We start from the raw sequence: 23,810 nt of genomic DNA on the forward strand, positions 1-23,810 counted from the left end.
CAGGCCGATGCTAGAATTTTAACGATCGGCCTCAATTTCGGATTGGGCCCTCAGATAACCGGTTCGACCGGCGCAAGCTTTGCCTCCGCCGGAACGTTGCCCGGCAGGCGCTTGCCCGTTTCGATCGAGAAGAAGTGCAGGCGCTTGGCATCGACGGCAATGCGCATGTCCGGCGACAGCGCAATCTCCGGAGAAACGGCAGCGGTGATCTGCTGGTCGCCGACGGTGCCGTGGATCAGGCGCTGGGCACCAAGTTCCTCGGTATATTCGAGACGGAAGGGCAGAGCCTCCTCGTCGTCGCGGGCGATGCGCAGATCCTCGGCGCGGACGCCGACGGTGACGGCACCGGAGGTCGGCGCGAAACCGTTGAGGGCGACCATCGCCGGGCCGATCGCCAGCTTGTCGCCATGCAGCTCGCCCTTGACGAGGTTCATGGCCGGCGAGCCGATGAAGCTTGCAACGAAGGTGGAGGCCGGCGCGTGGTAGACTTCCAGCGGTGCACCGATCTGCTCGATCTGGCCGCCGTTCAGGACGACCAGGCGGTCGGCCAGCGTCATGGCTTCGAGCTGGTCGTGGGTCACGTAGATGGATGTGGTACCGAGGCGGCGCTGCAGGCGCTTGATCTCGCCGCGCATGGAAACACGCAGTTTGGCGTCGAGGTTGGAGAGCGGCTCGTCGAACAGGAAGGCTGCCGGCTTGCGGACGATGGCGCGGCCCATGGCGACACGCTGGCGCTGGCCGCCGGAAAGCTGGCGGGGCTTGCGTTCCAGATACTGGGTGATCTCCAGCATGCGGGCGGCTTCGGCGACACGAGCGTCGATCTCGGCCTTGGGCGTGCCGCGGTTCTTCAGGCCGTAGGCGAGGTTGTTGTAGACCGTCATATGCGGATAGAGCGCATAGTTCTGGAAGACCATGGCAATATCGCGCTCGGCCGGCTCGATCTGGTTGACGACCCGTCCGGCGATCTTGACCTCGCCCGCGGAAATGGCTTCCAGCCCGGCAACCATGCGCAGCAGCGTGGACTTGCCGCAGCCCGAAGGACCGACGAGGACGATGAACTCGCCGTCGACGATGTCGATAGAGACGGAGCTTACCGCCTTCACGCCGCCGGTATAGATCTTCGAAACTTCTGAAATGTGAATTCCAGCCATGTTATTTCTCCGTTTCAGTGAGCCCGCGGATGAACAACCGCTGCATGAAAACCACGACGAGGATGGGGGGAAGCATGGCGAGAACGGAACCTGCCATGACCAGCTGCCACTGGATGACACCGTCCTGGACGGTGACCATGCGCTTCATCCCCATCATCAGCGTGTAATAGCCGGGGTCGGTGGTCACCAGGAGCGGCCAGAGATACTGAACCCAGCCATAGATGAAGAGGATGACGCACAGCGCGCCGATATTGGTGCGCGAGAGCGGCAGCAGGATGTCCCGGAAGAACTTCATAGGGCCTGCCCCGTCCACACGGGCCGCTTCCAGAAGCTCGTCGGGGACCGTCATGAAGAACTGGCGGAACAGGAAGGTCGCCGTGGCCGATGCGATCAGGGGGATGGTCAGGCCGGCCCACGAATTCAGCATGCCGAGGTCGGCGACGATCTTGTATGTCGGCATGATGCGTACCTCCGCCGGCAGCATCAGGGTCACGAAGATGATCCAGAAGGCCAGCAGCCGGAACGGAAACCGGAAATAGACGATCGCGAAGGCGGAAAGGATCGAGATGGCGATTTTTCCGACCGTGATCGCCAACGCCATGATCAGGGAGTTCAGCGCCATGTGCGAATAGTTGGGCAAGCCGTGAGCGGCGGCGGCGCTCGTCAGAATGGTCGAATAGTTCTCGATGAGATGCGAGCCCGGCAGAAGCGGGACAGGTCCGCTCATCAGCGTCGAGACGTCATGGGTCGACGCCACGATCGCGACATAGACGGGCAGAGCCACCACCAGAAATCCCAGGATCAGGAATGCGTGGGTGAGGAAGGTCAGAAAGGGGCGATTTTCAACCATGATCGTTCCTCAATACTGGACGCGGCGTTCGACGAAGCGGAACTGAACGAAGGTCAGCAGCATCACGATCAACATCAGCAATACCGACTGCGCCGAGGACGAACCTATGTTCAGACCGACGTAACCGTCCTGGTAGACCTTGTAGACGAGCGTCGTCGTTGCCTGGGCGGGACCGCCGCCGGTCGTGGCATCGACGATCGGGAAGGTGTCGAACATCGTATAGTTCACGTTGATGATGAACAGGAAAAACGTCGTCGGCGACAGAAGCGGCAGAGAGATGGTGAAGAAGCGCCGCACCGGGCCCGAACCGTCGATGGCGGCGGCCTCGATCAGCGACTGGGGCACTGACTGCAGCCCGGCCAGGAAGAAAAGGAAGTTGTAGGAGATCTGCTTCCAGGCTGCCGCGATGATGATCAGGATCATGGCATGCGTGCCGTTGAGATCATGGTCCCAGCGAATGCCGATGCGCTCCAGGAAGAAGGGCAGCAGGCCGGTGGATGTATTGAAGAGAAACCACCACAGGACGCCCGCCACGACGGGTGCGACGGCATAGGGCCAGACAAGCAGAGTGGTGTAGATTTTTGCGGACCGCGCCAGGCGGTCGACCGCTGCCGCGAATGCCAGGCCGAGAAGCATCGAAAGGGCGGTGACGGACACCGCGAATACGGCGGTGCGCCAGAGCGCATCCAGATAGTTCGGGTCCGCAAACAACTGCCGATAGTGGGTCAACCCTACGAAAACGGTCGAGAAACCAAACGGATCTTCCCGCTCGAAGGAGGATTTCACGGCCTGCGCGGCAGGCCAGATGAAGAAGACGAGCGTGATAGCGAGCTGGGGCGCGAGCAGCAGATAGGGCAGCAGGCGGTTGTTGAAGGTTGTTCTTTTGGTATCCACCGGTCCCTCACCACAACGTAACAAGCAAGCAAGGGAGGGCCGGCGGCAGCCGGTCCTCCCCTGAGCAATCGGAACAATCAGTTCGAGTTGGCAGCCTCGAATTCACGCAGAAGCGCATTGCCGCGCTGCACCGCGCTGTCGAGCGCCTGCTTGGCGTCCTTCTTGTTGGCGAGGAGTGCCTGGAACTCTTCGTCGACAATGGTGCGGACCTGGGTGAAGTTGCCGAACCGCACGCCCTTCGAATTTTCCGAGGGAGTACCGCGGGTGATCTGCTTGATGGCGATGTCGGAACCCGGGTTCTTTGCGTAGTAACCCTGCTTCTGGCCGAGATCGTACGCAGCATTGGTGATCGGCAGGTAACCGGTGAACTGGTGCCAATCGGCCTGGACTTCCGGCTTGGAGAGATAGCTGAAGAACTTGGCCACACCCTTGTAGGTCGCCTTTTCCTTGCCGTTCAGCACCCAGAGGGTGGCGCCACCGATGATGGAGTTCTTCGGCTCCTTGATCTCGTCGTCATAATAAGGCAGCGGAGCGAAGCCCGGCGTGAAGGTCTTGGCGTTGTTGATGACGCCTGCGCGACCTGCGGAGGAGTTCATCGTGATGGCGCATTCCTGGGAATAGAACATGGTCGCCGCCTGGTCGCCGCCGACCGGGCCGCCATACTTGAACAGGCCTTCGTCCTGCCACTTCTTCAGGTTTGCCCAGTGCTTGGCCTGCAGAGGACCATTGAAGGTGAATTCAGACTTCACACCGCCGAAACCGTTCTGCAGGGTGCCGAAAGGCTTGTCGTGCAGCGCCGAAAGGTTTTCGGTCTGGACCCAGGTGATCCAGGCCGAGGTGAGGCCGCACTTGGCCGCGCCGGAGGAAACGATCTTCCTCGAGAATTCCTCGACTTCCTTCCAGGTCTTCGGGGCAACCTCGGGATCAAGGCCGGCCTTTTTGAAGACGTCCTTGTTATAGTACATGATCGGCGTGGAGGAATTGAAGGGCAGCGACAGGATGTTGCCCTTCGTATCGGAATAATAGCCGGTGACCGGAGACAGGAAGGTCTTGGTGTCGAAGGGCTCGCCTTCATCGGCCATCAGCTTGTAGACCGGATAGACGGCGCCCTTGGCGGCCATCATCGTGCCGGTGCCGACTTCGAAAACCTGAACGATGGCCGGCTGCTGGCCGGCACGGAACGCAGCGATCGCGGCGGTCAACGTTTCCGGATAGCTACCCTTGTAGACCGGAACGACCTTGTAATCGCTCTGGCTCTCGTTGAACTTCTGAGCGATCTCTTCGAGCTTCTTGCCGAGCTCGCCGCCCATGGCATGCCACCAGGTGACCTCGGTCGCAGCAAGCGACGAGGTCGCGGACAGTGCGACCGCGAGCGCGGCCATCGAAAGCTTTTTGAACATTTTAAGGTCCTCTCCACCTTTGTTGGGGTGAGGATCGCAATAGGGCTACGCTGTGACAGGCCCTTAACAGTTTCATGTCAGAAATGTTACATTGCACACCTATGCAACAATTTCACATCAGCGTCAGAAAGCGTTCGCAAAATGCCGCGGCAGGTGGCCCGGAAGCACCGCGATCACATCGTAACGCCGGGACAGTCTCGCGGCATCCTGCCGCTTTGAAAGCCAGACATCGCTGGCTGCTCGAATTCGGTTCTGAGTGACGTAACCGACGGCGTCGATCGCCTCCTGTTCGCCGATCCGCGCCTTGACCTCGACAAAGGCTACCAGATCGCCTTTGCGGACGATCAGATCGATCTCCCCGAGCCTGGTGCGGTAACGGATCGCCAGAACCCGATAACCCTTGACCAGGAGATAAAGTGCCGCGAGATATTCCGAGACATGGCCCCGTCTCTGAGCCTTCTGCCGCTCTACTTTGCGGCGTTTCAGGCCCGGGTCACTCTCCGCCACCCGCCTCGCCCTTCAGGTCCAGAAGCCGCTGATAGAGGTCCTTGCGCGGAAGTCCCGTCACGCGGGCAGCTTCGGCGGCGGCCTTGGCGGCCGGCATGGCAACCGCCAACTGGCGCAACAGCGCGTCCACCTCGATCTCGCCGGGAGGCTCCTCGGCCTCCGGCGGCGCCACCAGCAGCACGATCTCGCCCTTCACGACGCGATCGTCATTGTAGTAGGCCGCAAGCTCCTCCAGCGTGCCGCGGCGAAATTCCTCGAACGTCTTCGTCAACTCGCGGCAGACCGCCGCACGCCGGCCATTCCCGAGGACTTCCGCAGCGGCAGCGAGGGTTGCGCCGATGCGATGCGGCGATTCAAAGAAGATCAAGGTCGCCGGCACTTTCGAAAGCTCGGCCAGCCGGTCCCGCCGGCCCTTGTCCTTGACCGGCAGGAAACCGGCAAACAGGAATGCGTCGGACGGCATGCCGGAGCCGACGAGGGCTGCGAGCGGCGCCGAAGCACCGGGGATCGGCACAACCTTGTGGCCAGCCTCGATCGCCATCTGGCCGAGCCGGTAGCCGGGATCGGAAACGAGAGGCGTGCCGGCATCGGAGACCAGCGCCACCGATTTCCCCTCCTCCAGCGCGGCGATCAGCTTCGGCCCGACTTCGTCGGAATTGTGCTCGTGATAGGCGTAGGGTCGGTTGACGATGCCGTAGCGGTCGAGCAGCACGCGGGTCACCCGAGTATCCTCGCAGGCCAGCACATCGGCACCGGAAAGCGTTTCGAGCGCCCGCAGCGTGATGTCGCCGAGATTGCCGATCGGAGTTGCGACCAGATAAAGCGCCGGCTCCAGCGGCCGCGCGGGCACGAAAGTATTGGCGACGCGATAGCCTCGCTGGCTGCTCTTCGGTTCATCGGTCAAGGGGCGTCACGCGCAGATGGATGGTCATGTGCCTTTATGGGCAAGCCGACCGGCTTCGGCAAGTAACGGGCAAGCTGTTGAGAACGCATATTTTCTGTGTGCAGTGCGTGAGACAGATGTGAAATGACTTGCTAACGCCTTGTTCACCTCTTGCTTTTCGAACGGGTTGTCTGCCATTTTGCCCGTCCACATCATCCGGCTGGTCCAAAGCCGGCAGAATATCAGGGGTCCGGCCCTGCCGGATCGCCACGGTCGAAAGCGATAGCGTCCATGCGTATTACTCTTGAGCGGTCCAACCTTCTGAAGTCGCTGAACCACGTGCATCGCGTGGTGGAGCGGCGGAACACGATCCCGATCCTCTCCAACGTGCTGATGCGGGCGTCCGGCGCCAGCCTCGACCTGAAGGCGACCGACCTCGATCTCGAGATCACCGAGGTCCTGCCGGCCATGGTCGAAACAGCCGGGGCCACGACGGTTCCGGCACACCTGCTTTATGAAATCGTCCGCAAGCTGCCGGACGGTTCCGAGGTGCTGCTCGCGACCAACCCGGACGGCGGCTCGATGACGGTGCAATCCGGCCGTTCGAAGTTCTCGCTGCAGTGCCTGCCGGAATCGGACTTCCCGGATCTCACCGCCGGCAGCTTCACGCATACGTTCAAGCTGAAGGCGACCGATCTGAAAATGCTGATCGACCGCACTCAGTTCGCGATCTCCACCGAGGAGACCCGCTATTACCTGAACGGCATCTTCTTCCACACGATCGAAGCCGACGGGGACCTGAAGCTTCGCGCGGTCGCCACCGACGGTCACCGTCTGGCGCGCGCCGATGTGCAGGCGCCGTCGGGCTCGGAGGGAATGCCGGGCATCATCATTCCCCGCAAGACTGTCGGCGAGCTGCAGAAACTGGTCGACGATCCGGAAGCGGTCGTCACGGTCGAGGTTTCGGATGCCAAGATCCGCGTCACAATCGGCTCGGTCGTGATGACCTCGAAGCTGATCGACGGCACTTTCCCGGATTACCAGCGGGTCATCCCGACCGGCAACGACAAGGAAATGCGCGTCGATTGCCAGAGCTTTACCAGGGCCGTCGACCGCGTCTCGACCATTTCCTCCGAACGCGGCCGCGCCGTGAAACTGTCGCTGAACGACGGCCAGCTGATGCTGACGGTCAACAACCCGGATTCGGGAAGTGCTACGGAAGAAGTTGCGGTCGGTTACGACAATGATCCGATGGAAATCGGCTTCAATGCCAAATATCTGCTCGACATCACCGCCCAGCTTTCCGGCGACGACGCGATCTTCATGCTGGCGGATGCCGGTTCTCCGACATTGGTACGCGACACGGCGGGCGATGATGCCCTCTATGTGTTGATGCCGATGCGGGTTTAAATCATCCAGGCGGCTGGAAAACTCCAGCCGCCTTTTTCATGCGGTTTTCCCGGTGCGACATTTTTCCTTGCTTTTGCGGCATGATGGTCCACATGGGGCGAAAAGGGAGATGATAAAAAAATGGAACTGCGCCTGAAGGAGCGGCTTGGCCGCAAGTTCGACGACGAGATCCGGTTCTTCAAAGGCTGGATCGACGGCCCCAAACGGGTCGGCGCGATCTGCCCCACCTCCTCCGTCACCGCCAAACGCATGGCAAGCGTCATCGACACGGGCTCCGGCCTGCCCGTGCTCGAGCTCGGACCCGGCACCGGCATCATCACCAAGGCGATCCTGAAGCACGGCGTCTCGCCTGACAAGCTCGTCTCCGTCGAATATTCGACCGATTTCTTCCAGCATCTCGTCCGTACCTATCCCGGTGTGAACTTCATCAACGGCGACGCCTTCGATCTCAAGCGCACGCTCGGCGCCTGGAAGGACAAGACCTTCGACAGCGTCGTTTCGGCGATCCCGCTTTTGAGCTTCCCGATGGAGCGTCGCATCGCGATGCTCGAGGACCTGCTCGACCGCATCCCTGCCGGCCGGCCCGTGATGCAGATCACCTACGGCCCGGTCTCGCCGATCATCGCCCAGCCCGACCGCTACAGGATCAAGCATTACGACTTCGTGGTCCGCAATATTCCCCCGGCTCAGCTCTGGACCTATAGCCGCGGCTGACCATGACATTCGGTCTCTACATCACTCATCCGCAGGTCCGTATCGATCCGGACGTTCCGGTGCCTCAATGGGGGCTTTCGGATGTCGGCGCTGCCCGCGCACATGAGGCCGCACAGTCCGACTGGGCAAAGAAGCTCGGCCGGATCATCTCCAGCGACGAGGTGAAAGCGATAGAGACCGCCGGGATCATAGCCGCCGCCTCCGGGATTTCGGTCGAGATTGCGCACGACACCCACGAGAACGACCGCTCGGCGACAGGCTTTCTGCCGCCGCCGCTGTTCGAGGATGCTGCCAACTGGTTCTTCGCCCACCCGGAAGAGAGCTTTAAGGGCTGGGAGCGCGCCGTGGACGCCCAGAGCCGCATCGTTTCGGCGGTCACCAGAATTCTCGCCGATCACGATCCACACGTGCCGATCGCCTTCGTCGGCCATGGCGGCGTTGGAACGCTGTTGAAATGCCACCTCACCGGCTCCCCGATCGCCCGTGACCGGGACCAGCCGGGTGGCGGGGGAAATCTCTTCTGCTTCACCCTTGCGGATCGGGCGCTCTCATGCGACTGGACGCCCATCGAAAAATGGGAAGGGTTCCAGGCATGAACGCTCGTGATCGCCTCATCGTAGGCCTCGATATTCCGACCATCGGCGAAGCCGAAAAGATGGTCTCCACGCTCGGTGACACCGTTTCCTTCTACAAGATCGGCTATCAGCTCGTATTTGCCGGCGGCCTCGAATTCGCCCGCGACCTCGTGAAAGACGGCAAACAGGTCTTTCTCGACATGAAACTGCTCGACATCGACAACACGGTCGCCAAGGGCGTCGAGAACATCGTCAAGATGGGCATGACCATGCTCACCCTGCACGCCTATCCGAAGGCGATGCGCGCCGCGGTCGAGGCAGCCAAGGGCTCCGACCTCTGCCTGCTCGCGGTGACCGTCCTGACCTCGATGGACGAGACGGACCTCGTCGATGCCGGTTACGAATACGATCCGCACACGCTGGTTCTGCGACGCTCAGAACAGGCGCTGGCCGCCGGCATGGGCGGCATCGTCTGTTCGGCCGAGGAATCGGCTGCGGTCCGCAAGATCGTCGGCCCCGGAATGGCGATCGTCACGCCCGGCATCCGCCCGGCGGGTTCGGAAGCCGGCGACCAGAAGAGGGTCATGACGACTTCGGACGCATTGCGGGCCGGATCAAGCCATCTCGTCGTCGGTCGTCCGATCGTCAAGGCGCCGGATCCGAAGGCTGCGGCACAAGCCATCCTCGCCGAGATGCAGGGCGTGCTCTGACAATTGGTTGGCACCGGAGACGTTTTCTCCGGTCGTGATCCGGGATGAGTACCGGTGGTCGCCTGACAGGTGCAAGCCCGTCATATTGACTCGTCCCGGAATTTGCCTGAAGTCATCGCAACCGAAAACACGCTGGAGGAAATACCATGGCCAAGGGATATTGGGTCGCTCGCGTCGATGTCCGCGATCCGGAACGCTACAAGGATTATATCGCAGCGGCCACGCCCGCCTTCGAGAAATACGGCGCCAAATTCCTCGCCCGCGGCGGCGCGATGGCTGCGATGGAGGGCAAGTCCCGCGCCCGCAACGTCATCATCGAATTCCCTTCGATGCAGGCCGCCATCGACTGCTACAATTCGCCCGAATATGCGATCGCCATCAAGATCCGCCAGGAAGTGGCAGATGGCGAAATCGTCGTCCTCGACGGCCTTTAAGAACCCGGTTGTCGCGGTCGGTGCGGCAGTGGAGACACTTCCACCCGCGCCGCGATTCGGTTAAACAGCACTCATCTCGTCCCACAGGCTCCCGGAGCACGCCATGACCATCAACAACCTTCCGCCGCTCGTCACCGTTTTCGGAGGATCGGGCTTCGTCGGCAGGCATGTGGTGCGCGCGCTGGTGAAGCGCGGTTATCGGGTCCGGGTCGCCGTCCGCCGCCCGGATCTCGCAGGGTTCCTGCTGCCCGCCGGTTATGTCGGGCAGATCTCGCTGGTCCAGGCGAACCTGCGCTATCGCCAGTCGGTCCTGCGGGCCGTCGAAGGCGCTTCGCATGTGGTCAACTGCGTCGGCATCCTGTTCGAAAGCGGCCGCAACACGTTCGACGCGGTCCAGGATTTTGGTGCTCGCGCGGTCGTCGACGGGGCACGTGCGGCCGGCGCCAAGCTCACCCATATTTCCGCGATCGGCGCCGATGCCAACTCGGAATCGTCCTATGCCCGCAGCAAGGGCCGCGCCGAGGCGACGATCCTTTCGACGCTGCCGGATGCCGTGATCCTGCGGCCTTCGATCGTGTTCGGGCCGGAAGACAGCTTCTTCAACAAGTTCGCCTCCATGGCCCGCACTTTCCCCGCCCTGCCGCTGATCGGCGGCGGCAAGACGAAGTTCCAGCCGGTCTATGTCGAGGATGTCGCCGAGACCGTCGCCCGTTCCGTCGACGGTACGATCGCGTCCGGCAAGATCTATGAGCTCGGCGGCGGCGAAGTCATGACCTTCCGCCAGTGTCTGGAGACGGTACTGCGCGTCACCAACCGCAGCAATGCGCTGGTCTCGTTGCCCTTCGGCATCGCATCGTTGATCGGCAGCATCGCGTCTCTGATCCCCTTCGTCCAGCCGCCGATCACCAGCGACCAGGTGAAGCTGCTGAAGACCGATAATGTGGTTTCCGATGCCGCCGCCACGGAAGGCCGCACGCTGCAGGGGATAGGCATCCGCCCGACGCTCGCCTCTTCGATCCTGCCATCCTACCTTGTGCAGTACCGCCCGCAGGGCCAGTACACCGGTTCCGGCCGCGCCGCCTGACATTCGTTAACCATATATCGCGATAGATTTCGCTCCGGCATGCCGGCCGTGCCCGCTGAAAATTCGGGCACCCCTTTGTTGTCGCTCATGTTTCGGGCAAGGATTGTGGCACAAAGGTCGCAGTGGCTGATGCAGTCGCGTTAACGGCCGGTTCAGCAAAATCCTTTATTGAATTCTTCTAATCCAACCCATAGATCCTCCCTCACCAAACAAGCGGCGCAACCGTGACGATAAAATCTTCCATCGAAAGGCATTCCTCCATGGGCAAGCCCATCGCCCTCTTTTTTGCATGCGCGGCGCTGATCATCCTCGCGGGCTCCTTCATGGCCCCGACGACTGGCGCAGCCGGCAAGAGCGAATGCACGCCCGCATACGGCGTCGACCCGTGCAGCACGTCATCCATCCGTCACTAAATTGATCGAGAAAGCTGGCGGCCTTTTGAGCCGCCTTCTTTTTATGCTCCCAGTAGGAGCGCGATCAGGCCGAGAGCGCCGACGACGATTCGCCAGTAGGCGAACGGCGCATAACCGCGGCTCGACACGAAATCGAGCAGCGAGCGCACCACCAATATCGCAGTGACAAAGGCGGCGATAAATCCGACCGCGATGATGGCGCCGTCATCGAAACTCAGGGCGCTACGGTTCTTGTAGAGATCGAGCACGAAGGCGCCGAGCATGGTCGGCATGGCGAGGAAGAACGAAAATTCCGCCGCCGAGCGCTTGTCCGCGCCAAGCAGCAGAGCGCCGACGATCGTTGCGCCGGAACGCGACGTGCCGGGGATCATCGCCACGGATTGGCAGAGCCCGATCTTGAAGGCGAGCGACAGCGGATAATCCATCACGTCGTGGTATTTCGGCTGGAACTTGATCCTGTCGACCACGAGCAGCACGAAGCCGCCGAGGATCAGCATGATACAGATCAGCATCGGCGTTTCGAACAGCACGGCCTTGATGAAACCGTGGGCGAAAGCGCCGATCACCGCCGCGGGCAGGAACGCGATCAGCACCGTTGCCACGAACCTGCGCGCCTTGGGACTGGTCGGCAGGTCGGCCGCGATCTGCAGCAGCTTGCGGGCATAAACGAGCAGGATGGCGAGGATCGCACCGAGCTGGATCAGGACCGCGAAAGTGTTGCCGGGAGATTGGAAACCGAGGAAATGACCAGCCAAAAGAACGTGGGCGGTCGAGGAAACGGGAAGAAATTCAGTCAACCCCTCGATCAAACCGAGGACGAGCGCACTGATGATGGACTGATCCGCCATTCTTAATCCTTTATTGAGCAGATAAGGGCAGTTTTAAGCAGTTTATGAGCCATTGCTTGTCTTGGGACTACCAAATCCATATAGCTGCCATATGTCAGGCGGGCGCGCGAGGCGCCCCTGCCCCTCCTATACGAAGTTCGTGAAGTTCAAGTATCCATGCCCACGCTCTATCATCATTCCATGTCTTCGGCCTCGCGGTTCGTCCGGCTGATTCTGGCCGAATATGGCTTCCAGGCGGATCTGGTCGAGGAGCAGCCCTGGGAAAAGCGGCGGGAATTCCTGACGCTCAATCCTGCGGGCACGCTCCCGGTCTATGTCGACGACAGCATGAGAGTGCTTTGTGGCCCTTCCGTGCTCCTGGAATTTCTCGACGAAACCCATGGCGTGCTGAAGCGCGACCGCCGGCTGCTGGCCGAAGACCCGTGGCAGCGCGCCGAGATCCGGCGCCTGACGGAATGGTTCCTGCAGAAGATGGAGCAGGATGTCACCCGGCCACTGACCCGGGAGCGGGTCTACAAGCTGCAGATGACGACCGCCCAGGGCGGCGGCGCGCCGGACTCGAAGGTGCTGCGCACATCGCGTGCCAACATCCGCCAGCATATGAAATACCTCTCCTGGCTTGCCGGCTCCCGGCCCTGGCTTGCGGGCGACCGGCTGAGCTATGCCGACCTTGCCGCCGCCGCCTCGATTTCGATCCTCGACTATCTTGGAGAAATCGACTGGTCGGAGACACCGGTTGCCAAGGACTGGTATCAGCGGCTGAAATCGCGCCCCTCCTTCCGGCCGATGCTTGCCGAACGCATCCGCGGCCTCACCCCGGTATCCCATTATGCGGACCTTGATTTCTGACGCGACCTCGCGGGAGGAAGAAAAGACGCTTCGGCGGCGGGAGAAGCTGACCGCCTTCATTCGCGAGGAAGCGGCGGCCCAGGGCTTCGATCTTTGCCGGATCACAGGGCCGGACAGCATTCCGCAGGCGCCGGAGCGGCTGGAAATCTTTCTGGCCGATGGCCATCACGGCAGCATGGACTGGATGGCGGAGACGAGGCTGCGCCGCGCCGCGCCGAAGGTCCTGTGGGATCAAGTGCGTTCGATCGTGATGTTCGGGCTGAACTACGGGCCGGACGAAGACCCGCGCGGCATTCTCGAAAAGCACGACAAGGCGGTGATCTCGGTCTATGCGCGCAACCGCGATTATCACGACGTCATCAAGGGCCGGCTGAAGGAGATCGCGACGCGCTTTGCGGCGCGCGCCGGCGAGGACGTGAAGGTCTTCGTCGATACCGCACCGGTGATGGAAAAACCGCTGGCGGAGGCGGCCGGGCTTGGCTGGCAGGGCAAGCACACCAATCTCGTCAACCGCACCCACGGTTCCTGGCTGTTCCTCGGCAGCCTGTTCACTACGGCGGACCTTTTCGTCGACGAGGCTGAAACAGACCATTGCGGTTCCTGCCGGGCCTGTCTCGACGCCTGTCCGACGGCTGCCTTTCCGGCGCCCTATCGGCTCGACGCCCGCCGCTGCATTTCATACCTGACGATCGAACACAAAGGCCCGATCGACCCGGAATTCCGGCCTCTGATCGGCAACCGCATCTATGGCTGCGACGACTGTCTTGCCGCCTGTCCCTGGAACAAGTTTGCGGCAAGCGCCTCCGAGATGAAGCTGCAGGCGCGCGAGGACCTGAAGGAGCCGTCGATCGCGTTTCTGCTGACCTTGGACGACGCGACTTTTCGGACCTTCTTCAGCGGCTCCCCGGTCAAGCGCATCGGGCGGGATCGGTTCATCCGCAACGTGCTGATCGCCGCCGGCAATTCCGGCGATGCCAGCCTCGTCGGGCAATGTCTCGAGCTTGCCGGCGATCCCTCGCCTGCGGTGCGTGGCATGGCTATATGGGCCTTGAAGCACCTGATGACGGATATCGACTTCGCGCGGTTTGCCGAGGCGCGCGGTGTGGAAGACGATCCGGACGTGCGGGAAGAATGGCGACTGGCGGGAGCGGCCTGATGAATGTGATGATCTTCGGATGCGGCTATTCGGGCCAGGCGATCGCCGAGGCCTTCAAATCTCAGGGCCACCGGGTCTCCGGCACGGTCAGGACGGCCCATAAGGCGCTGGAGCTCGCGGCCCGTGACATCAAGGCCTTCGTGTTCGACGGCAGCCCGTTCAGCGAGGAACTGCTGACAGAGCTTTGGGAAACGACGCATCTGGTTCAGTCGATCCCGCCCGGCGCCGAGGGCGATCCGCTGCTGAAGCTCATGTCCGGACGGCTGCGCGCGCTTTGCCCGAAGCTCGAATGGGTGGGTTATCTCTCGACCGTCGGCGTCTATGGCGATCATGGCGGCGGCTGGGTCACCGAGGAGACCCCGGGCAGTCCGATCCACGGCCGGTCTATTGAACGGGTCGATACGGAAGATGCCTGGGCCGCCGAAGGGCGGGCCGCCGGCCTGCCTGTGGCGAGCCTGCGCCTCTCCGGCATCTACGGGCCCGGCCGCAACGCCTTCGTCAATCTCGCACGCGGCACCGCGAGACGCATTATAAAGAGAGACCAGGTCTTCAACCGGATCCGCGTCGAAGACATCGGCGGGGCGGCGCTCTTCCTCGCGAAGGGCAATATGGGCGGCCTATACAATGTCACCGACGACGAGCCCGGTCCGCCGCAGGATGTCATCGTCGAAGCAGCACGGCTGATGGGCGTCGAGCCGCCGCCGGAACAGGATTTCGAGACTGCCGACATGACGCCGATGGCGCGCTCCTTCTATGGCGCCAACAAGCGCGTTTCGAACGCCAAGATCCGCGCGGCCGGGTTCGAGTTCCGCTTCCCGAACTACCGGATGTCGCTCGCCGAAATGTGGACTTCGGGCTGCTGGCGAGGTTGAAATTCCCATTTTGAAACGGTTGGAATTTTCATCCTGATCGGTTGATCTAGTTATTATTTCTTAATCCTTACGGCTGAGCGCCACAAAATTTGCCCAAATGAGGCAATAGGCCCCGCATCACGATAAATTTTTTTCTGCAGTTTTCGTGATCGCAAACTCCTTGCGAGTCTCTCTGAAACTACATTCCTCTTTCTGACTGTTTTTAAAGGTTTTCTTCCGAAGAAGCTTAGCTGGCTTCTTAAAAAGATCGACAGTAATCTAATCACAAATGTTACAGGCTGTAACGTTCCGTGATCGCAGACCCCACTTTTTCGCCACTTTTCGCCCCGCTTAGCCATTTTGCACGCAACGTGCAGGGACAAAACGAACGGGGACGACCGACTTGACAACAATTCGACGCTCGACTTTCGCCGCGGCCTCCATTGCTGCTTTTGCAACACTCGGCGCCGCGCAGGCCAATGCTGCGCCTGGATGCGGTCACGCATCCTGGTATGCCCTCGGCTCCAAGACCGCATCCGGGGAAAGAATGAACCCCTCTCTGATGACGGCGGCACACCGGACGCTGCCATTCGGCACCAAGGTTGTCGTGACGAACAAGCGCAACGGCAAAAGCGTTGTCGTGCGTATCAACGACCGCGGGCCATTCATCCGCGGCCGGGTGATCGACGTTTCCAAGGCCGCGGCCAAGAACATCGGCATGATCAGTTCCGGCACTGCCCAGGTCTGTTACCAGATCGTCGACGCCAGCGATCAGAAGGTCCCGGGCAAGGGCCTGAAAGCGATCGAAGGCTGAGGCTGACCGGAGAGACGGTTTAGGCCGGCCTATTGCCCTATCGCGCGTTCACGGTTACGACCCGTGCCACACGGGTGCAACCGAGACGGAGAGCGACATGCGATTGGGCGGACGAATTGCCGGAGCCATTGAGGTGCTGGCCGATATCGAGACGCGCAGGCGCCCTGTCGCCGATGCGCTCAAGGACTGGGGCCTTGCCCATCGTTTCGCCGGTTCCGGCGATCGGGCCGCAATCGGCAACATTGTCTACGACGCATTGCGCATGCGGCTGTCGCATGCCTGGCTGATGGATGACGAAAGCCCGGCCGCACTCGCCTACGCAGTCCTCATCCGGCAATGGGGCCTCACACCCGAGGCACTGCAGGCCGAGTTTACCGACGACCGCTTCGCGCCGCCGGCTCTGACCGAGGCGAACCTCTCGTCGCTCGCCTCCCGCAATCTCGAGGATGCGCCCCTGCATGTTCAGGGCGACATACCCGACTGGATCCAGCCTTCCTTCGAAGCCAATTTCGGCGAGGACTGGCTCGCCGAGGCCAAGGCCTTGGCCGGCCGCCCGACCCTCGATCTGCGCGCCAACACGCTGAAGGCGTCTCGCGAGAAGGTCGTCAAGGCGTTGGAACGCTCGAACGCAAAGGCTTCACGCATCGCCCGCAACGGCATCCGGATTGCCGCTGGTGAAGGAGCGTCCCGCCTGCCGAACGTTACCGCCGAGCTTTCGTTCCAGAAAGGCTGGTTCGAAGTTCAGGACGAAGGCTCGCAGATCGTCGCCGAGCTCGTGCAGCCGGGCGAACACGACCAGGTTCTCGATTATTGTGCCGGCGGCGGCGGCAAGACGCTCGCCATGGCGGCCGCGATGCACAACAAGGGCCAGATCCACGCCTATGACGCCGACCGCAAGCGGCTGGCGCCGATCATCGAACGGCTGCGCCGCGCCGGCACCCGCAATGTCCAGGTCCATGACGACGCGCGCCAACTCAACGCGCTGAAAGGCAAGCTGGACGCGGTCCTGGTCGATGCGCCGTGCACCGGCACCGGCACTTGGCGCCGCCGCCCGGACACCAAATGGCGGCTGACCCCGAAGAACCTCGACGAGCGCATTGCCCAGCAGCAGGAGGCGCTTTCCGAAGCCGCCATCTTCGTGAAGCCGGGCGGCGCACTTCTCTATGTCACCTGTTCCATCCTGCCGGAGGAGAACGATGCCCAGGTCTCGCGCTTCTGCGCCGAAAACCCGGAATTCTCCATCGTGCCTGCCGCCGAGCACTGGGACTACATTTTCGGAAAAGAGGCGCCGCAGCCTCGCTCCAGGGATGCACTGACCGTAACGTTGACGCCCGCAAGTACCGATACGGACGGATTCTTTTTCTGCCGCATGCAACGCAAAGTTTGAGTTCGCTGGGGTGAAAGTTGAAGTCGAATTCCTTTTTTAAACTATTCTAAACTAGATAGTTTGACACCAGTTTCCAATTGCGCGATGAACCCTTTGAACGGCCGGGGAAATCCGAGCCGTGAAGGAGAGGGACATGATCCGAAAGACCGTTCTCGGCGCCGCCCTGGCGCTTTTCGCCGCCTCCGCGGCGTTCGTCGTGACTGAGGCGCAGGCCGCCACCACATCCGCCGCCGTCCTCAAGCATTATGCCGAGCTGGCGCATGCGAAATACGAGGACTCGCTGACGACCGCGCAGGCCCTCCACAAGGCCGTCAGCGCGCTGATCGCCAAGCCCAGCGAAGAGACGCTGAAGGCTGCCAAGGACGCCTGGCTCGCCGCACGCGTTCCCTACCAGCAGACGGAAGTCTATCGTTTCGGCAATCCGATTGTCGACGACTGGGAAGGCAAGGTGAATGCCTGGCCGCTCGATGAAGGTCTGATCGACTATGTCGACGCCTCCTATGGCACAGAGAGCGACGAGAACGCGCTCTATACCGCCAATGTCATCGCCAACCCGAAGATCAAGGTCAACGGCAAGACGCTCAACCTCTCGAAGTTCGACGCCAAGACGCTGCGCAGCCTCAACGAGGCCGGCGAGATCGAGGCGAACGTCGCGACCGGCTACCACGTCATCGAATTCCTGCTCTGGGGCCAGGACCTGAACGGCACCGGACCGGGCGCCGGCAAGCGCTCCTATACGGATTACGACAAGGCCAATTGCACCAACGGCCATTGCGACCGCCGCGCAGACTACCTGAAGGCCGCGTCCGCCCTGCTCGTCTCCGACCTCAAGGACATGGTCACCGCCTGGGGCCCCAAGGGCAAGGCGACCAAAAACGTCGAGGCCAATTCCAAGAAGGGCCTGACCGCCATCCTGACCGGCATGGGCTCGCTCTCCTATGGCGAACTGGCCGGCGAGCGCATGAAACTCGGCCTGCTGCTGCACGATCCGGAAGAAGAGCACGATTGCTTCTCCGACAACACCTACAACTCGCATCTCAACGACGCGATCGGCATCAAGTCGGCCTATACGGGCGAATATACCCGCGTCGACGGCACCAAGATGACCGGGCCTTCGCTCTCCGAACTGGTTGCGGCAACCGACAAGTCGCTCGACACCGAAATGCTCGGCAAGCTCGACGCGACGCTCGCCGCCATGAACGCCATGGCCGACCGGGCAAAGACGGTCGAGGCCTATGACCAGATGATCGGCGAAGGCAATAAAGAGGGCAATGCGGTCGTCCAGAAGGCGATCGACGGCCTGATCGACCAGAGCAAGAGCGTCGAGCGCGTCATTGCGTCGCTGAAGCTTGGCAAAGTAGAGCTTGAAGGTTCCGACAGCCTCGATAATCCTGACGCCGTCTTCAAATAAGCAATGAAAAGGCGGGCCGCGGCTGACCTTCAGCCTGCGGCCCGATTTCCCATGAGAACGCCCAGGTCTTTCGTCTTCCTGTTGCCGGCACTGTCGGGTGCTCTTCTTCTCACGCCGCTGATGGCGATCGGTGGCGATGCTCTTTTCCCGACCGTCCGCACGGATCTCAATCCGAAGGACCAGAAGCGCGTCGAGAGCGTTACCCGCCCGACGACGGATTTCTCCAAGCCCGAGCCGTTCGAGACCATGTCCGCCGGGGCCGCGACCAGCCGCGCCGATGTCAATGGCGATGCATTCTCGCATTTCTCCGCCAACATCACCTTCGAGGAAGAGGGGACGTTCAAGCTCGGCAATGCGCTGTTCACCAAGCTCTGGGTCTCGGCGCCGTCCTCGACACAGGCGTCCGACGGGCTCGGCCCGCTCTTCAACGCCCGCGCCTGTCAGAGCTGCCACCTGAAGGACGGCCGCGGCCATCCACCCGAAGGCGGTGCCGACGCGACCTCGATGTTCTTCCGTCTCGCTCGTCCGGCGCGCACCGACGAGGAGCGCGAGGCGGTCGCAGATTACAGGAAGCTCAATTTTCCCGACGCGATCTATGGCGAGCAGTTGCAGGACCTCGCAGTGTCCGGCCTCGCCTCCGAAGGCCGGATGCAGATTTCCTACCAGGAAATCCCGGTGAAGCTCGGTGACGGCGAAATCATCCACCTGCGCAAGCCGAGCTATTCGGTTGCCGACCTCGGCTACGGCGCGATGGAAGGCGACGTGACGCTGTCGCCGCGCATCGCTCCGCCGATGATCGGCATGGGTCTCATCCAGTCGATCCACGACGCCGACATCCTTAGCCTGGCCGACCCGGACGACAAGGACGGCGACGGGGTTTCCGGCAAGCCGGCCATGGTGCGCGACCACAAGACCGGCGAACTGAAGCTCGGCCGCTTCGGCTTCAAGGCGCAGAATGCCTCGGTCCGCGACCAGAGCTCGTCCGCCTTTGCCGGCGACCTCGGCATCTCGACCCCCGACAATCCGTTCGACCACGGCGACTGCACGAAGGCGGAGGCTGCGTGCCTCGCCATGCCGACCGGCGTGCAGCAGCGGCTGGGGCCGGTCGAAGCACCCGATCCGGTTCTGCCGCTCGTCACCTTCTATTCCGAAAACCTCGCGGTGCCGGCCCGCCGCGATATCGGCGACAAGACAGTTCTGAAGGGCAAGGAACTTTTCTACCAGGCCGGCTGCACCGCCTGTCACACGCCGAAATTCGTGACCAGCCGTGATGCCGGCAACAAGGCGCATGCCTTCCAGCTTATCTGGCCCTATTCGGATTTCCTGCTGCATGACATGGGCGAAGGCCTGGCCGATGGCCAGCCGGTGGGCGTCGCGAGCGGCAACGAATGGCGCACCCAGCCGCTCTGGGGCATAGGGCTGACCGAAACCGTCAACGCCCATACGTTCTTCCTGCATGACGGCCGGGCGCGAAACCTCACCGAAGCCGTTCTCTGGCATGGCGGGGAAGCGCAGAAATCCCGCGACGCCTTCGCCGCGCTCTCGAGACAAGACCGTGCCGCCCTCCTCAAATTTCTGGAGTCGCTCTGATGCGCAAGATTCTCTTTGCCGGACTCGTCTCGCTGCTTCCCGCCACCGCCTTTGCGCAGGAGAGCGATGCCGCTCCATCCGTGGATCTGCCGATGGCTGACGTCACCAGGGTGATGACGGCTGCGGTCGATGGGTTTATCCGGCCTGGCTATGACGCATTCCACGAATCCGCGGGCAACATGACGACCGCGATGAAGGCGCTCTGCGAGGCGCCCTCCAAGGCGAAATACGACGCCGCGAAAAGTGCCTTCCGCGATGCGGCGGTCAGTTGGGCTCATATCGAAGTGGTCCGCGTCGGTCCCGTCATCGAGCAGAACCGCTTCGAGCGCATCCTCTTTTACCCGGATCGCAAGAGCACGGGACTGAAGCAGGTGCAGTCCGTCCTCTCCAAGGTCGATGAGACCGCCACCGACCCCGCCACGCTCGGCACCAAGAGCGTCGCCATGCAGGGTTTTGGCGCGCTCGAATATGTTCTTGCCGGCACCGGTTCCGACGAACTTCTGAAGGCGAAGAACAGTTACCGCTGCCGCTACGGCGCGGCCATCGCCGGCAATATCGCCAATGTCGCCAAGGAGCTTTCCGATATCTGGGACGCGCCCGACGGCATCCAGAAGGCTTGGGAGCAGCCGGGGCCTGACAACCTCAATTTCCGCACCGGCGGCGAGGCGATCACGGCACTGCTCGGCATTCTCGTGCATGGTGCGGAAGCGGTGCGCGACCAGCGGATCGAGACTTTCTACAAGGGCTCCGACAAGGCGAAATTCCCGAAACAGGCACTGTTCTGGCGCTCGGAAAACACCTGGCCGACCATCAAGGGCAATCTCGAAGGCCTTTCCACCCTGCTCGAAAAATCCGGCATGGTGGAACTGCTGAAGGAGAAGGACCGGCCGATCGTTGCCGCCACGCAGGCGCAGCTGAAGTCGATGATCGAGCTTTCTGCCAAGATCACGCCGGATCTCGAAAAGGCGGTCGATAATGCCGCCGAGCGGAAGAAGCTCGATACGCTGCTCGCGGACGGCAAGGACGTCATCGCCAAGCTGAACGATGGTTATGGCGGGGCGATCGGCCTCAGTTCCGGCTTCTCCTTCTCGGACGGCGACTAAGACCATGTGGCGCGGCGTGGCCATCGATCGACGAGGCTTCCTGAAGGCGGCGGGGATCGCCTTTACCGCCGCCCTTTCGCCGCGCTCGCTGGTGGCGCTCGAGCGGGCCGACGCAGTCTATGCCTCGGGCTTTCGCGCGCCGGACGGCTCCTTCGGCGTCGCCACGGTCTCGGAACGCGGCGCGATTATCGACCGTGTTGCCCTCCCCGCCCGCGCTCATGGCATGGCTTATAGTACTGCGACCGGTCGCACCGTCGCCTTCGCCCGCCGCCCGGGCACGTTCGCGATGGTGTTCGACCCGTCGCGGCAGGCCGAACCGGTTATGATCACTTCGCCGGAAGGCCGGCATTTCTACGGTCACGGCCATTTCTCGCCGGACGGCCGCTTCCTTTACGCCAGCGAAAACGATTTCGATGGCAAACGCGGCATGATCGGCGTCTACGATGCGCGCGACAAATTCCGCCGCATCGGCGAGTTCGACGCCCACGGCATCGGCACCCATGACATGACCGTCTCGGATGACGGCAAGCTGCTGGTCATCGCCAATGGCGGCATCGAGACCCATCCGGATTTCGGCCGCACCAAGCTCAATGTCGATCGCATGGAACCATCGCTGGTTCTGCTCGACGCGAAGACCGGCGCGCTCATCCAGCGGCACCGCCTGCCCCCCTCATTGAAGCAGCTCTCCACCCGCCATCTCGACATCGCGGAAAACGGCCGCATCTGGTTCGCCTGCCAATGGGAAGGTGCGCGCAATGCCCTGCCGCCGCTTGCCGGCTGGTTTTCCAAGGGCGAGGATCTGTCCTTCGTCTCGCTGCCGGAGGAAATGACCGTCCGGCTCGGCAATTATGTCGGCGCTATCGCGGTCAATCGCCGTGACGGCGTCGTCGGCCTCACCTCGCCCGTCGGCGGGGCCGCGGTCACGCTTGACGCGAAAACCGGGGCGGTGGTGAAGGAAGAAACCGTCCGCGAGGCTGCCGGCGTCGCGCCCGCAGCTCATGGCATCGCCGTTTCGTCCTATGACGGGCAGTTCAACGAGACGCGCAGCAAGGTCGCCTGGGATCAGCACATCGTCCGGCTGGGTTGACCTTTCCTGGCTGCCGGAGCGCCCTAGTTGCGGCGGGATGAGCAAAACCGTCGTTATGATCGTCTTCATCGTCGCCTGCGTCGCACTCGGTGCCCTGAGCGGCGCAAGCAACCAGCCGGGCGAATGGTATCAGGCGCTCAACAAACCCTTCTTCAATCCGCCGGGCTGGATCTTCGCGCCGGTCTGGACGGTCCTCTATGTCCTGATCGGCGTCGCCCTTTCCGAAACATGGTATGACGAGAACAACGGCCGGCGCCTCATTCTCTTTGCCATCCAGGCCGCGCTCAACCTTCTGTGGTCGCCGGCCTTCTTCGGACTGCAGAGCCCTGTTCTCGGCCTCGTCGTCATCGTGCCGCTGCTGGTCTCGATCCTGCTGTTCATCGCCGCCAGTTGGCGGGAAAACCGCAGGGCCGCCTGGCTTTTCGTGCCCTATGCGCTCTGGGTCGCCTTCGCGACGCTCCTCAACCTGTCGATCGTCGTCCTCAATTAGGCACGCTCGATCGGACGGCTTGCCGAACATCTCCCGGCATGCCAATTTCGCAACTGCGAAAAGGGACGGGACATGAACGGGAAAGATACGGGCGATTTCCGCGAGCGGGTGCGCCAAAGCTTCGGCCGCCAGGGCGCGATGGCGATGCTCGGCGCCGAGCTGACACGCGTCGAGCAGGCGATAGTCGAGATCGAGCTGCCTTTCGACATCAAGCTCACCCAGCAGCACGGTTTCCTGCATGCCGGCGTGATTTCCGCGGCGCTCGATGCCGCCTGCGGTTATGCCGCCTATACCGTCATCGAACCGGAAGCATCGATCCTCACCATCGAATTCAAGGTGAACCTGATGTCGCCCGGCCGCGGCGAACGCTTCCTGTTCCGCGGTGAGATCACCAAGCCGGGCTCGACGATCATAGTCGCCGACGGCCGCGCCTATGCGATCGGCGACGGCCCCGCCAAACTCATTGCTTCCATGACCGGCACCATGATGGTGATCCGCGGCCGAGAGGATATAACGGGATGACGTCTTCACTTCCGCTCGGCGAACCTAGCCTCGCCGGCGGCAAATCCATTCTCTTCGTGATGGCCGTCGATGCCGAATACGGCCCGGCGCTCAAATCCCGCATCAAGCCGCTGATGACCGGCGTCGGCCCTGTGGAGGCCGCTGTCGTGCTTTCCCATGCGCTGACCCGGCTCGAAGCGACGGACGATCTGCCCGATCTCGTCGTCTCGCTCGGTTCCGCCGGGTCCCGCAATCTTGAGCAGACGGAAATCTACCAGGCCTCGTCAGTTGCCTATCGCGACATGGACGCCTCGCCGCTCGGGTTCGAAAAGGGCCGAACGCCTTTCCTCGACCATCCGGCGGTCATTCCGCTCCCGTTGCGCATCCCGGGCGTCAGGGAAGCCTCGCTATCGACCGGCGGCAACATCGTCTCAGGCGCCGCCTACGATCTCGTCGGCGCCGACATGGTCGATATGGAGACATTCGCGGTGCTGCGCTGCTGCCAGCTCTTCGGCCTGCCCCTGATCGGCCTGCGCGGCATTTCCGACGGCAAGGAAGAGCTGAAGCATGTCGGCGACTGGACCGAATACCTGCATGTGATCGACCGGAAGCTGGCGGATGCGGTCGACAGCCTGTTCGAGGGACTGGAGGATGGCGCGATCGCGCTCTGAACGCGCGATTTTCGCCTCATTCCCCGT

26 protein-coding genes are annotated in these 23,810 nt (G+C 62.2%); 19 read left to right on the plus strand and 7 right to left on the minus strand.

All coding sequences use genetic code 11. The annotated features are described in order from the left end of the window. Positions 1 to 50: 50 nt before the first annotated feature. From ACZ9EJ_RS16645 to rsmI, 6 genes are all read right to left on the minus strand, one after another. Positions 51 to 1,151, minus strand: coding sequence for a sn-glycerol-3-phosphate import ATP-binding protein UgpC (locus ACZ9EJ_RS16645; protein ID WP_046639749.1), 1,101 nt, complete (start codon positions 1,149 to 1,151; stop codon positions 51 to 53). A gap of 1 nt (position 1,152) precedes the next feature. Then, a complete protein-coding gene (gene ugpE, locus ACZ9EJ_RS16650; RefSeq protein ID WP_046639748.1) occupies positions 1,153 to 2,001 on the minus strand; it encodes a sn-glycerol-3-phosphate ABC transporter permease UgpE in 849 nt (282 codons plus the stop codon). Positions 2,002 to 2,010: 9 nt separating this feature from the next. Further along, entirely contained in the window at positions 2,011 to 2,895 is an 885-nt protein-coding gene (gene ugpA, locus ACZ9EJ_RS16655; RefSeq protein ID WP_046639747.1) for a sn-glycerol-3-phosphate ABC transporter permease UgpA, read from the minus strand. A 77-nt stretch (positions 2,896 to 2,972) separates the two neighbouring features. Further along, positions 2,973 to 4,295: a sn-glycerol-3-phosphate ABC transporter substrate-binding protein UgpB gene (gene ugpB / locus ACZ9EJ_RS16660; protein WP_046627868.1), complete on the minus strand. Its 1,323-nt coding sequence runs from the start codon at positions 4,293 to 4,295 to the stop codon at positions 2,973 to 2,975. Between the two features lie 123 nt (positions 4,296 to 4,418). Next, the gene (locus tag ACZ9EJ_RS16665; protein WP_080955697.1) at positions 4,419 to 4,802 is read right to left on the minus strand and encodes a YraN family protein; all 384 of its coding nucleotides are present in this window, start codon (positions 4,800 to 4,802) and stop codon (positions 4,419 to 4,421) included. Next, positions 4,789 to 5,706 (minus strand): 16S rRNA (cytidine(1402)-2'-O)-methyltransferase, encoded by a 918-nt coding sequence (gene rsmI, locus ACZ9EJ_RS16670; RefSeq protein WP_046639746.1) that lies wholly within the window; start codon positions 5,704 to 5,706, stop codon positions 4,789 to 4,791. The genes ACZ9EJ_RS16665 and rsmI overlap by 14 nt, the downstream gene beginning before the upstream one ends. Before the next feature lie 270 nt (positions 5,707 to 5,976). Here rsmI and dnaN point away from each other — a divergent pair, with 270 nt between their 5' ends. From dnaN to ACZ9EJ_RS16705, 7 genes are all read left to right on the plus strand, one after another. Beyond that, positions 5,977 to 7,095: a DNA polymerase III subunit beta gene (dnaN, locus tag ACZ9EJ_RS16675; protein ID WP_046639745.1), complete on the plus strand. Its 1,119-nt coding sequence runs from the start codon at positions 5,977 to 5,979 to the stop codon at positions 7,093 to 7,095. Between the two features lie 120 nt (positions 7,096 to 7,215). Next, positions 7,216 to 7,809: a phospholipid N-methyltransferase PmtA gene (gene pmtA / locus ACZ9EJ_RS16680; RefSeq protein WP_046639744.1), complete on the plus strand. Its 594-nt coding sequence runs from the start codon at positions 7,216 to 7,218 to the stop codon at positions 7,807 to 7,809. A 2-nt stretch (positions 7,810 to 7,811) separates the two neighbouring features. Continuing rightward, complete coding sequence (locus ACZ9EJ_RS16685) at positions 7,812 to 8,405, plus strand: histidine phosphatase family protein (RefSeq protein ID WP_046639743.1); 594 nt, start codon at positions 7,812 to 7,814, stop codon at positions 8,403 to 8,405. Then, positions 8,402 to 9,094, plus strand: a complete 693-nt coding sequence (gene pyrF / locus ACZ9EJ_RS16690; RefSeq protein WP_046639742.1) for an orotidine-5'-phosphate decarboxylase — start codon at positions 8,402 to 8,404, stop codon at positions 9,092 to 9,094. Before ACZ9EJ_RS16685 ends, pyrF begins: the two co-directional genes overlap by 4 nt. Positions 9,095 to 9,240: 146 nt before the next feature. Beyond that, a complete protein-coding gene (locus ACZ9EJ_RS16695) occupies positions 9,241 to 9,528 on the plus strand; it encodes a DUF1330 domain-containing protein (protein WP_046639741.1) in 288 nt (95 codons plus the stop codon). A gap of 103 nt (positions 9,529 to 9,631) precedes the next feature. Then, positions 9,632 to 10,612, plus strand: coding sequence for a complex I NDUFA9 subunit family protein (locus ACZ9EJ_RS16700; protein WP_046639740.1), 981 nt, complete (start codon positions 9,632 to 9,634; stop codon positions 10,610 to 10,612). 260 nt (positions 10,613 to 10,872) lie between these two features. Then, positions 10,873 to 11,025, plus strand: coding sequence for a hypothetical protein (locus ACZ9EJ_RS16705; RefSeq protein ID WP_251090415.1), 153 nt, complete (start codon positions 10,873 to 10,875; stop codon positions 11,023 to 11,025). A gap of 41 nt (positions 11,026 to 11,066) precedes the next feature. Here the strand turns inward: ACZ9EJ_RS16705 and ACZ9EJ_RS16710 are convergent, their stop codons facing one another. Further along, positions 11,067 to 11,873: an undecaprenyl-diphosphate phosphatase gene (locus tag ACZ9EJ_RS16710; protein WP_046627851.1), complete on the minus strand. Its 807-nt coding sequence runs from the start codon at positions 11,871 to 11,873 to the stop codon at positions 11,067 to 11,069. Positions 11,874 to 12,029: 156 nt separating this feature from the next. Between ACZ9EJ_RS16710 and ACZ9EJ_RS16715 the strand changes: the two genes are divergently transcribed. The 12 genes from ACZ9EJ_RS16715 to ACZ9EJ_RS16770 all read left to right on the plus strand — a co-directional run bounded on the left by ACZ9EJ_RS16715 (position 12,030) and on the right by ACZ9EJ_RS16770 (position 23,783). Further along, positions 12,030 to 12,722, plus strand: coding sequence for a glutathione S-transferase family protein (locus ACZ9EJ_RS16715; protein WP_037079594.1), 693 nt, complete (start codon positions 12,030 to 12,032; stop codon positions 12,720 to 12,722). After that, complete coding sequence (queG, locus tag ACZ9EJ_RS16720) at positions 12,703 to 13,878, plus strand: tRNA epoxyqueuosine(34) reductase QueG (RefSeq protein WP_046639739.1); 1,176 nt, start codon at positions 12,703 to 12,705, stop codon at positions 13,876 to 13,878. Before ACZ9EJ_RS16715 ends, queG begins: the two co-directional genes overlap by 20 nt. Continuing rightward, complete coding sequence (locus ACZ9EJ_RS16725; RefSeq protein WP_046639842.1) at positions 13,878 to 14,750, plus strand: SDR family oxidoreductase; 873 nt, start codon at positions 13,878 to 13,880, stop codon at positions 14,748 to 14,750. Before queG ends, ACZ9EJ_RS16725 begins: the two co-directional genes overlap by 1 nt. 382 nt (positions 14,751 to 15,132) lie before the next feature. Continuing rightward, positions 15,133 to 15,543, plus strand: coding sequence for a septal ring lytic transglycosylase RlpA family protein (locus tag ACZ9EJ_RS16730; protein ID WP_046639738.1), 411 nt, complete (start codon positions 15,133 to 15,135; stop codon positions 15,541 to 15,543). Positions 15,544 to 15,640: 97 nt separating this feature from the next. Beyond that, a complete protein-coding gene (locus ACZ9EJ_RS16735) occupies positions 15,641 to 16,930 on the plus strand; it encodes an RsmB/NOP family class I SAM-dependent RNA methyltransferase (RefSeq protein WP_046627842.1) in 1,290 nt (429 codons plus the stop codon). Between the two features lie 133 nt (positions 16,931 to 17,063). Next, a complete protein-coding gene (locus ACZ9EJ_RS16740; protein WP_046639737.1) occupies positions 17,064 to 18,341 on the plus strand; it encodes an imelysin family protein in 1,278 nt (425 codons plus the stop codon). Positions 18,342 to 18,461: 120 nt separating this feature from the next. Then, on the plus strand, positions 18,462 to 19,931 hold the full coding sequence (locus ACZ9EJ_RS16745) for a di-heme oxidoreductase family protein (RefSeq protein WP_052764561.1): 1,470 nt from the start codon (positions 18,462 to 18,464) through the stop codon (positions 19,929 to 19,931). After that, complete coding sequence (locus ACZ9EJ_RS16750; protein WP_046639736.1) at positions 19,931 to 21,034, plus strand: imelysin family protein; 1,104 nt, start codon at positions 19,931 to 19,933, stop codon at positions 21,032 to 21,034. Before ACZ9EJ_RS16745 ends, ACZ9EJ_RS16750 begins: the two co-directional genes overlap by 1 nt. A gap of 4 nt (positions 21,035 to 21,038) precedes the next feature. Further along, positions 21,039 to 22,121, plus strand: a complete 1,083-nt coding sequence (locus ACZ9EJ_RS16755; protein ID WP_046639735.1) for a DUF1513 domain-containing protein — start codon at positions 21,039 to 21,041, stop codon at positions 22,119 to 22,121. A 37-nt stretch (positions 22,122 to 22,158) separates the two neighbouring features. Next, entirely contained in the window at positions 22,159 to 22,611 is a 453-nt protein-coding gene (locus ACZ9EJ_RS16760) for a TspO/MBR family protein (protein WP_046639734.1), read from the plus strand. Positions 22,612 to 22,683: 72 nt separating this feature from the next. Next, on the plus strand, positions 22,684 to 23,133 hold the full coding sequence (locus ACZ9EJ_RS16765) for a PaaI family thioesterase (protein WP_046639733.1): 450 nt from the start codon (positions 22,684 to 22,686) through the stop codon (positions 23,131 to 23,133). Next, on the plus strand, positions 23,130 to 23,783 hold the full coding sequence (locus ACZ9EJ_RS16770) for a 5'-methylthioadenosine/S-adenosylhomocysteine nucleosidase (protein ID WP_046639732.1): 654 nt from the start codon (positions 23,130 to 23,132) through the stop codon (positions 23,781 to 23,783). Before ACZ9EJ_RS16765 ends, ACZ9EJ_RS16770 begins: the two co-directional genes overlap by 4 nt. The last annotated feature ends 27 nt before the right edge of the window (positions 23,784 to 23,810 follow it).

The organism is Neorhizobium sp. USDA 3394 (genome assembly GCF_056280385.1).

Coding starts and splice junctions, on each gene's coding strand:
- ACZ9EJ_RS16765 (WP_046639733.1), top strand. CDS start 22,684: ATGAACGGGAAAGATACGGGCGATTTCCGCGAGCGGGTGCGCCAAAGC.
- dnaN (WP_046639745.1), top strand. CDS start 5,977: ATGCGTATTACTCTTGAGCGGTCCAACCTTCTGAAGTCGCTGAACCAC.
- ugpB (WP_046627868.1), bottom strand. CDS start 4,295: ATGTTCAAAAAGCTTTCGATGGCCGCGCTCGCGGTCGCACTGTCCGCG.
- ACZ9EJ_RS16760 (WP_046639734.1), top strand. CDS start 22,159: ATGAGCAAAACCGTCGTTATGATCGTCTTCATCGTCGCCTGCGTCGCA.
- ACZ9EJ_RS16740 (WP_046639737.1), top strand. CDS start 17,064: ATGATCCGAAAGACCGTTCTCGGCGCCGCCCTGGCGCTTTTCGCCGCC.
- pmtA (WP_046639744.1), top strand. CDS start 7,216: ATGGAACTGCGCCTGAAGGAGCGGCTTGGCCGCAAGTTCGACGACGAG.
- ACZ9EJ_RS16645 (WP_046639749.1), bottom strand. CDS start 1,151: ATGGCTGGAATTCACATTTCAGAAGTTTCGAAGATCTATACCGGCGGC.
- ACZ9EJ_RS16695 (WP_046639741.1), top strand. CDS start 9,241: ATGGCCAAGGGATATTGGGTCGCTCGCGTCGATGTCCGCGATCCGGAA.
- ACZ9EJ_RS16770 (WP_046639732.1), top strand. CDS start 23,130: ATGACGTCTTCACTTCCGCTCGGCGAACCTAGCCTCGCCGGCGGCAAA.
- queG (WP_046639739.1), top strand. CDS start 12,703: ATGCGGACCTTGATTTCTGACGCGACCTCGCGGGAGGAAGAAAAGACG.
- ACZ9EJ_RS16735 (WP_046627842.1), top strand. CDS start 15,641: ATGCGATTGGGCGGACGAATTGCCGGAGCCATTGAGGTGCTGGCCGAT.
- ACZ9EJ_RS16710 (WP_046627851.1), bottom strand. CDS start 11,873: ATGGCGGATCAGTCCATCATCAGTGCGCTCGTCCTCGGTTTGATCGAG.
- ACZ9EJ_RS16715 (WP_037079594.1), top strand. CDS start 12,030: ATGCCCACGCTCTATCATCATTCCATGTCTTCGGCCTCGCGGTTCGTC.
- ACZ9EJ_RS16685 (WP_046639743.1), top strand. CDS start 7,812: ATGACATTCGGTCTCTACATCACTCATCCGCAGGTCCGTATCGATCCG.
- ACZ9EJ_RS16745 (WP_052764561.1), top strand. CDS start 18,462: ATGGCGATCGGTGGCGATGCTCTTTTCCCGACCGTCCGCACGGATCTC.
- ACZ9EJ_RS16755 (WP_046639735.1), top strand. CDS start 21,039: ATGTGGCGCGGCGTGGCCATCGATCGACGAGGCTTCCTGAAGGCGGCG.
- ACZ9EJ_RS16700 (WP_046639740.1), top strand. CDS start 9,632: ATGACCATCAACAACCTTCCGCCGCTCGTCACCGTTTTCGGAGGATCG.
- pyrF (WP_046639742.1), top strand. CDS start 8,402: ATGAACGCTCGTGATCGCCTCATCGTAGGCCTCGATATTCCGACCATC.
- ACZ9EJ_RS16705 (WP_251090415.1), top strand. CDS start 10,873: ATGGGCAAGCCCATCGCCCTCTTTTTTGCATGCGCGGCGCTGATCATC.
- ACZ9EJ_RS16750 (WP_046639736.1), top strand. CDS start 19,931: ATGCGCAAGATTCTCTTTGCCGGACTCGTCTCGCTGCTTCCCGCCACC.
- ACZ9EJ_RS16725 (WP_046639842.1), top strand. CDS start 13,878: ATGAATGTGATGATCTTCGGATGCGGCTATTCGGGCCAGGCGATCGCC.
- ugpE (WP_046639748.1), bottom strand. CDS start 2,001: ATGGTTGAAAATCGCCCCTTTCTGACCTTCCTCACCCACGCATTCCTG.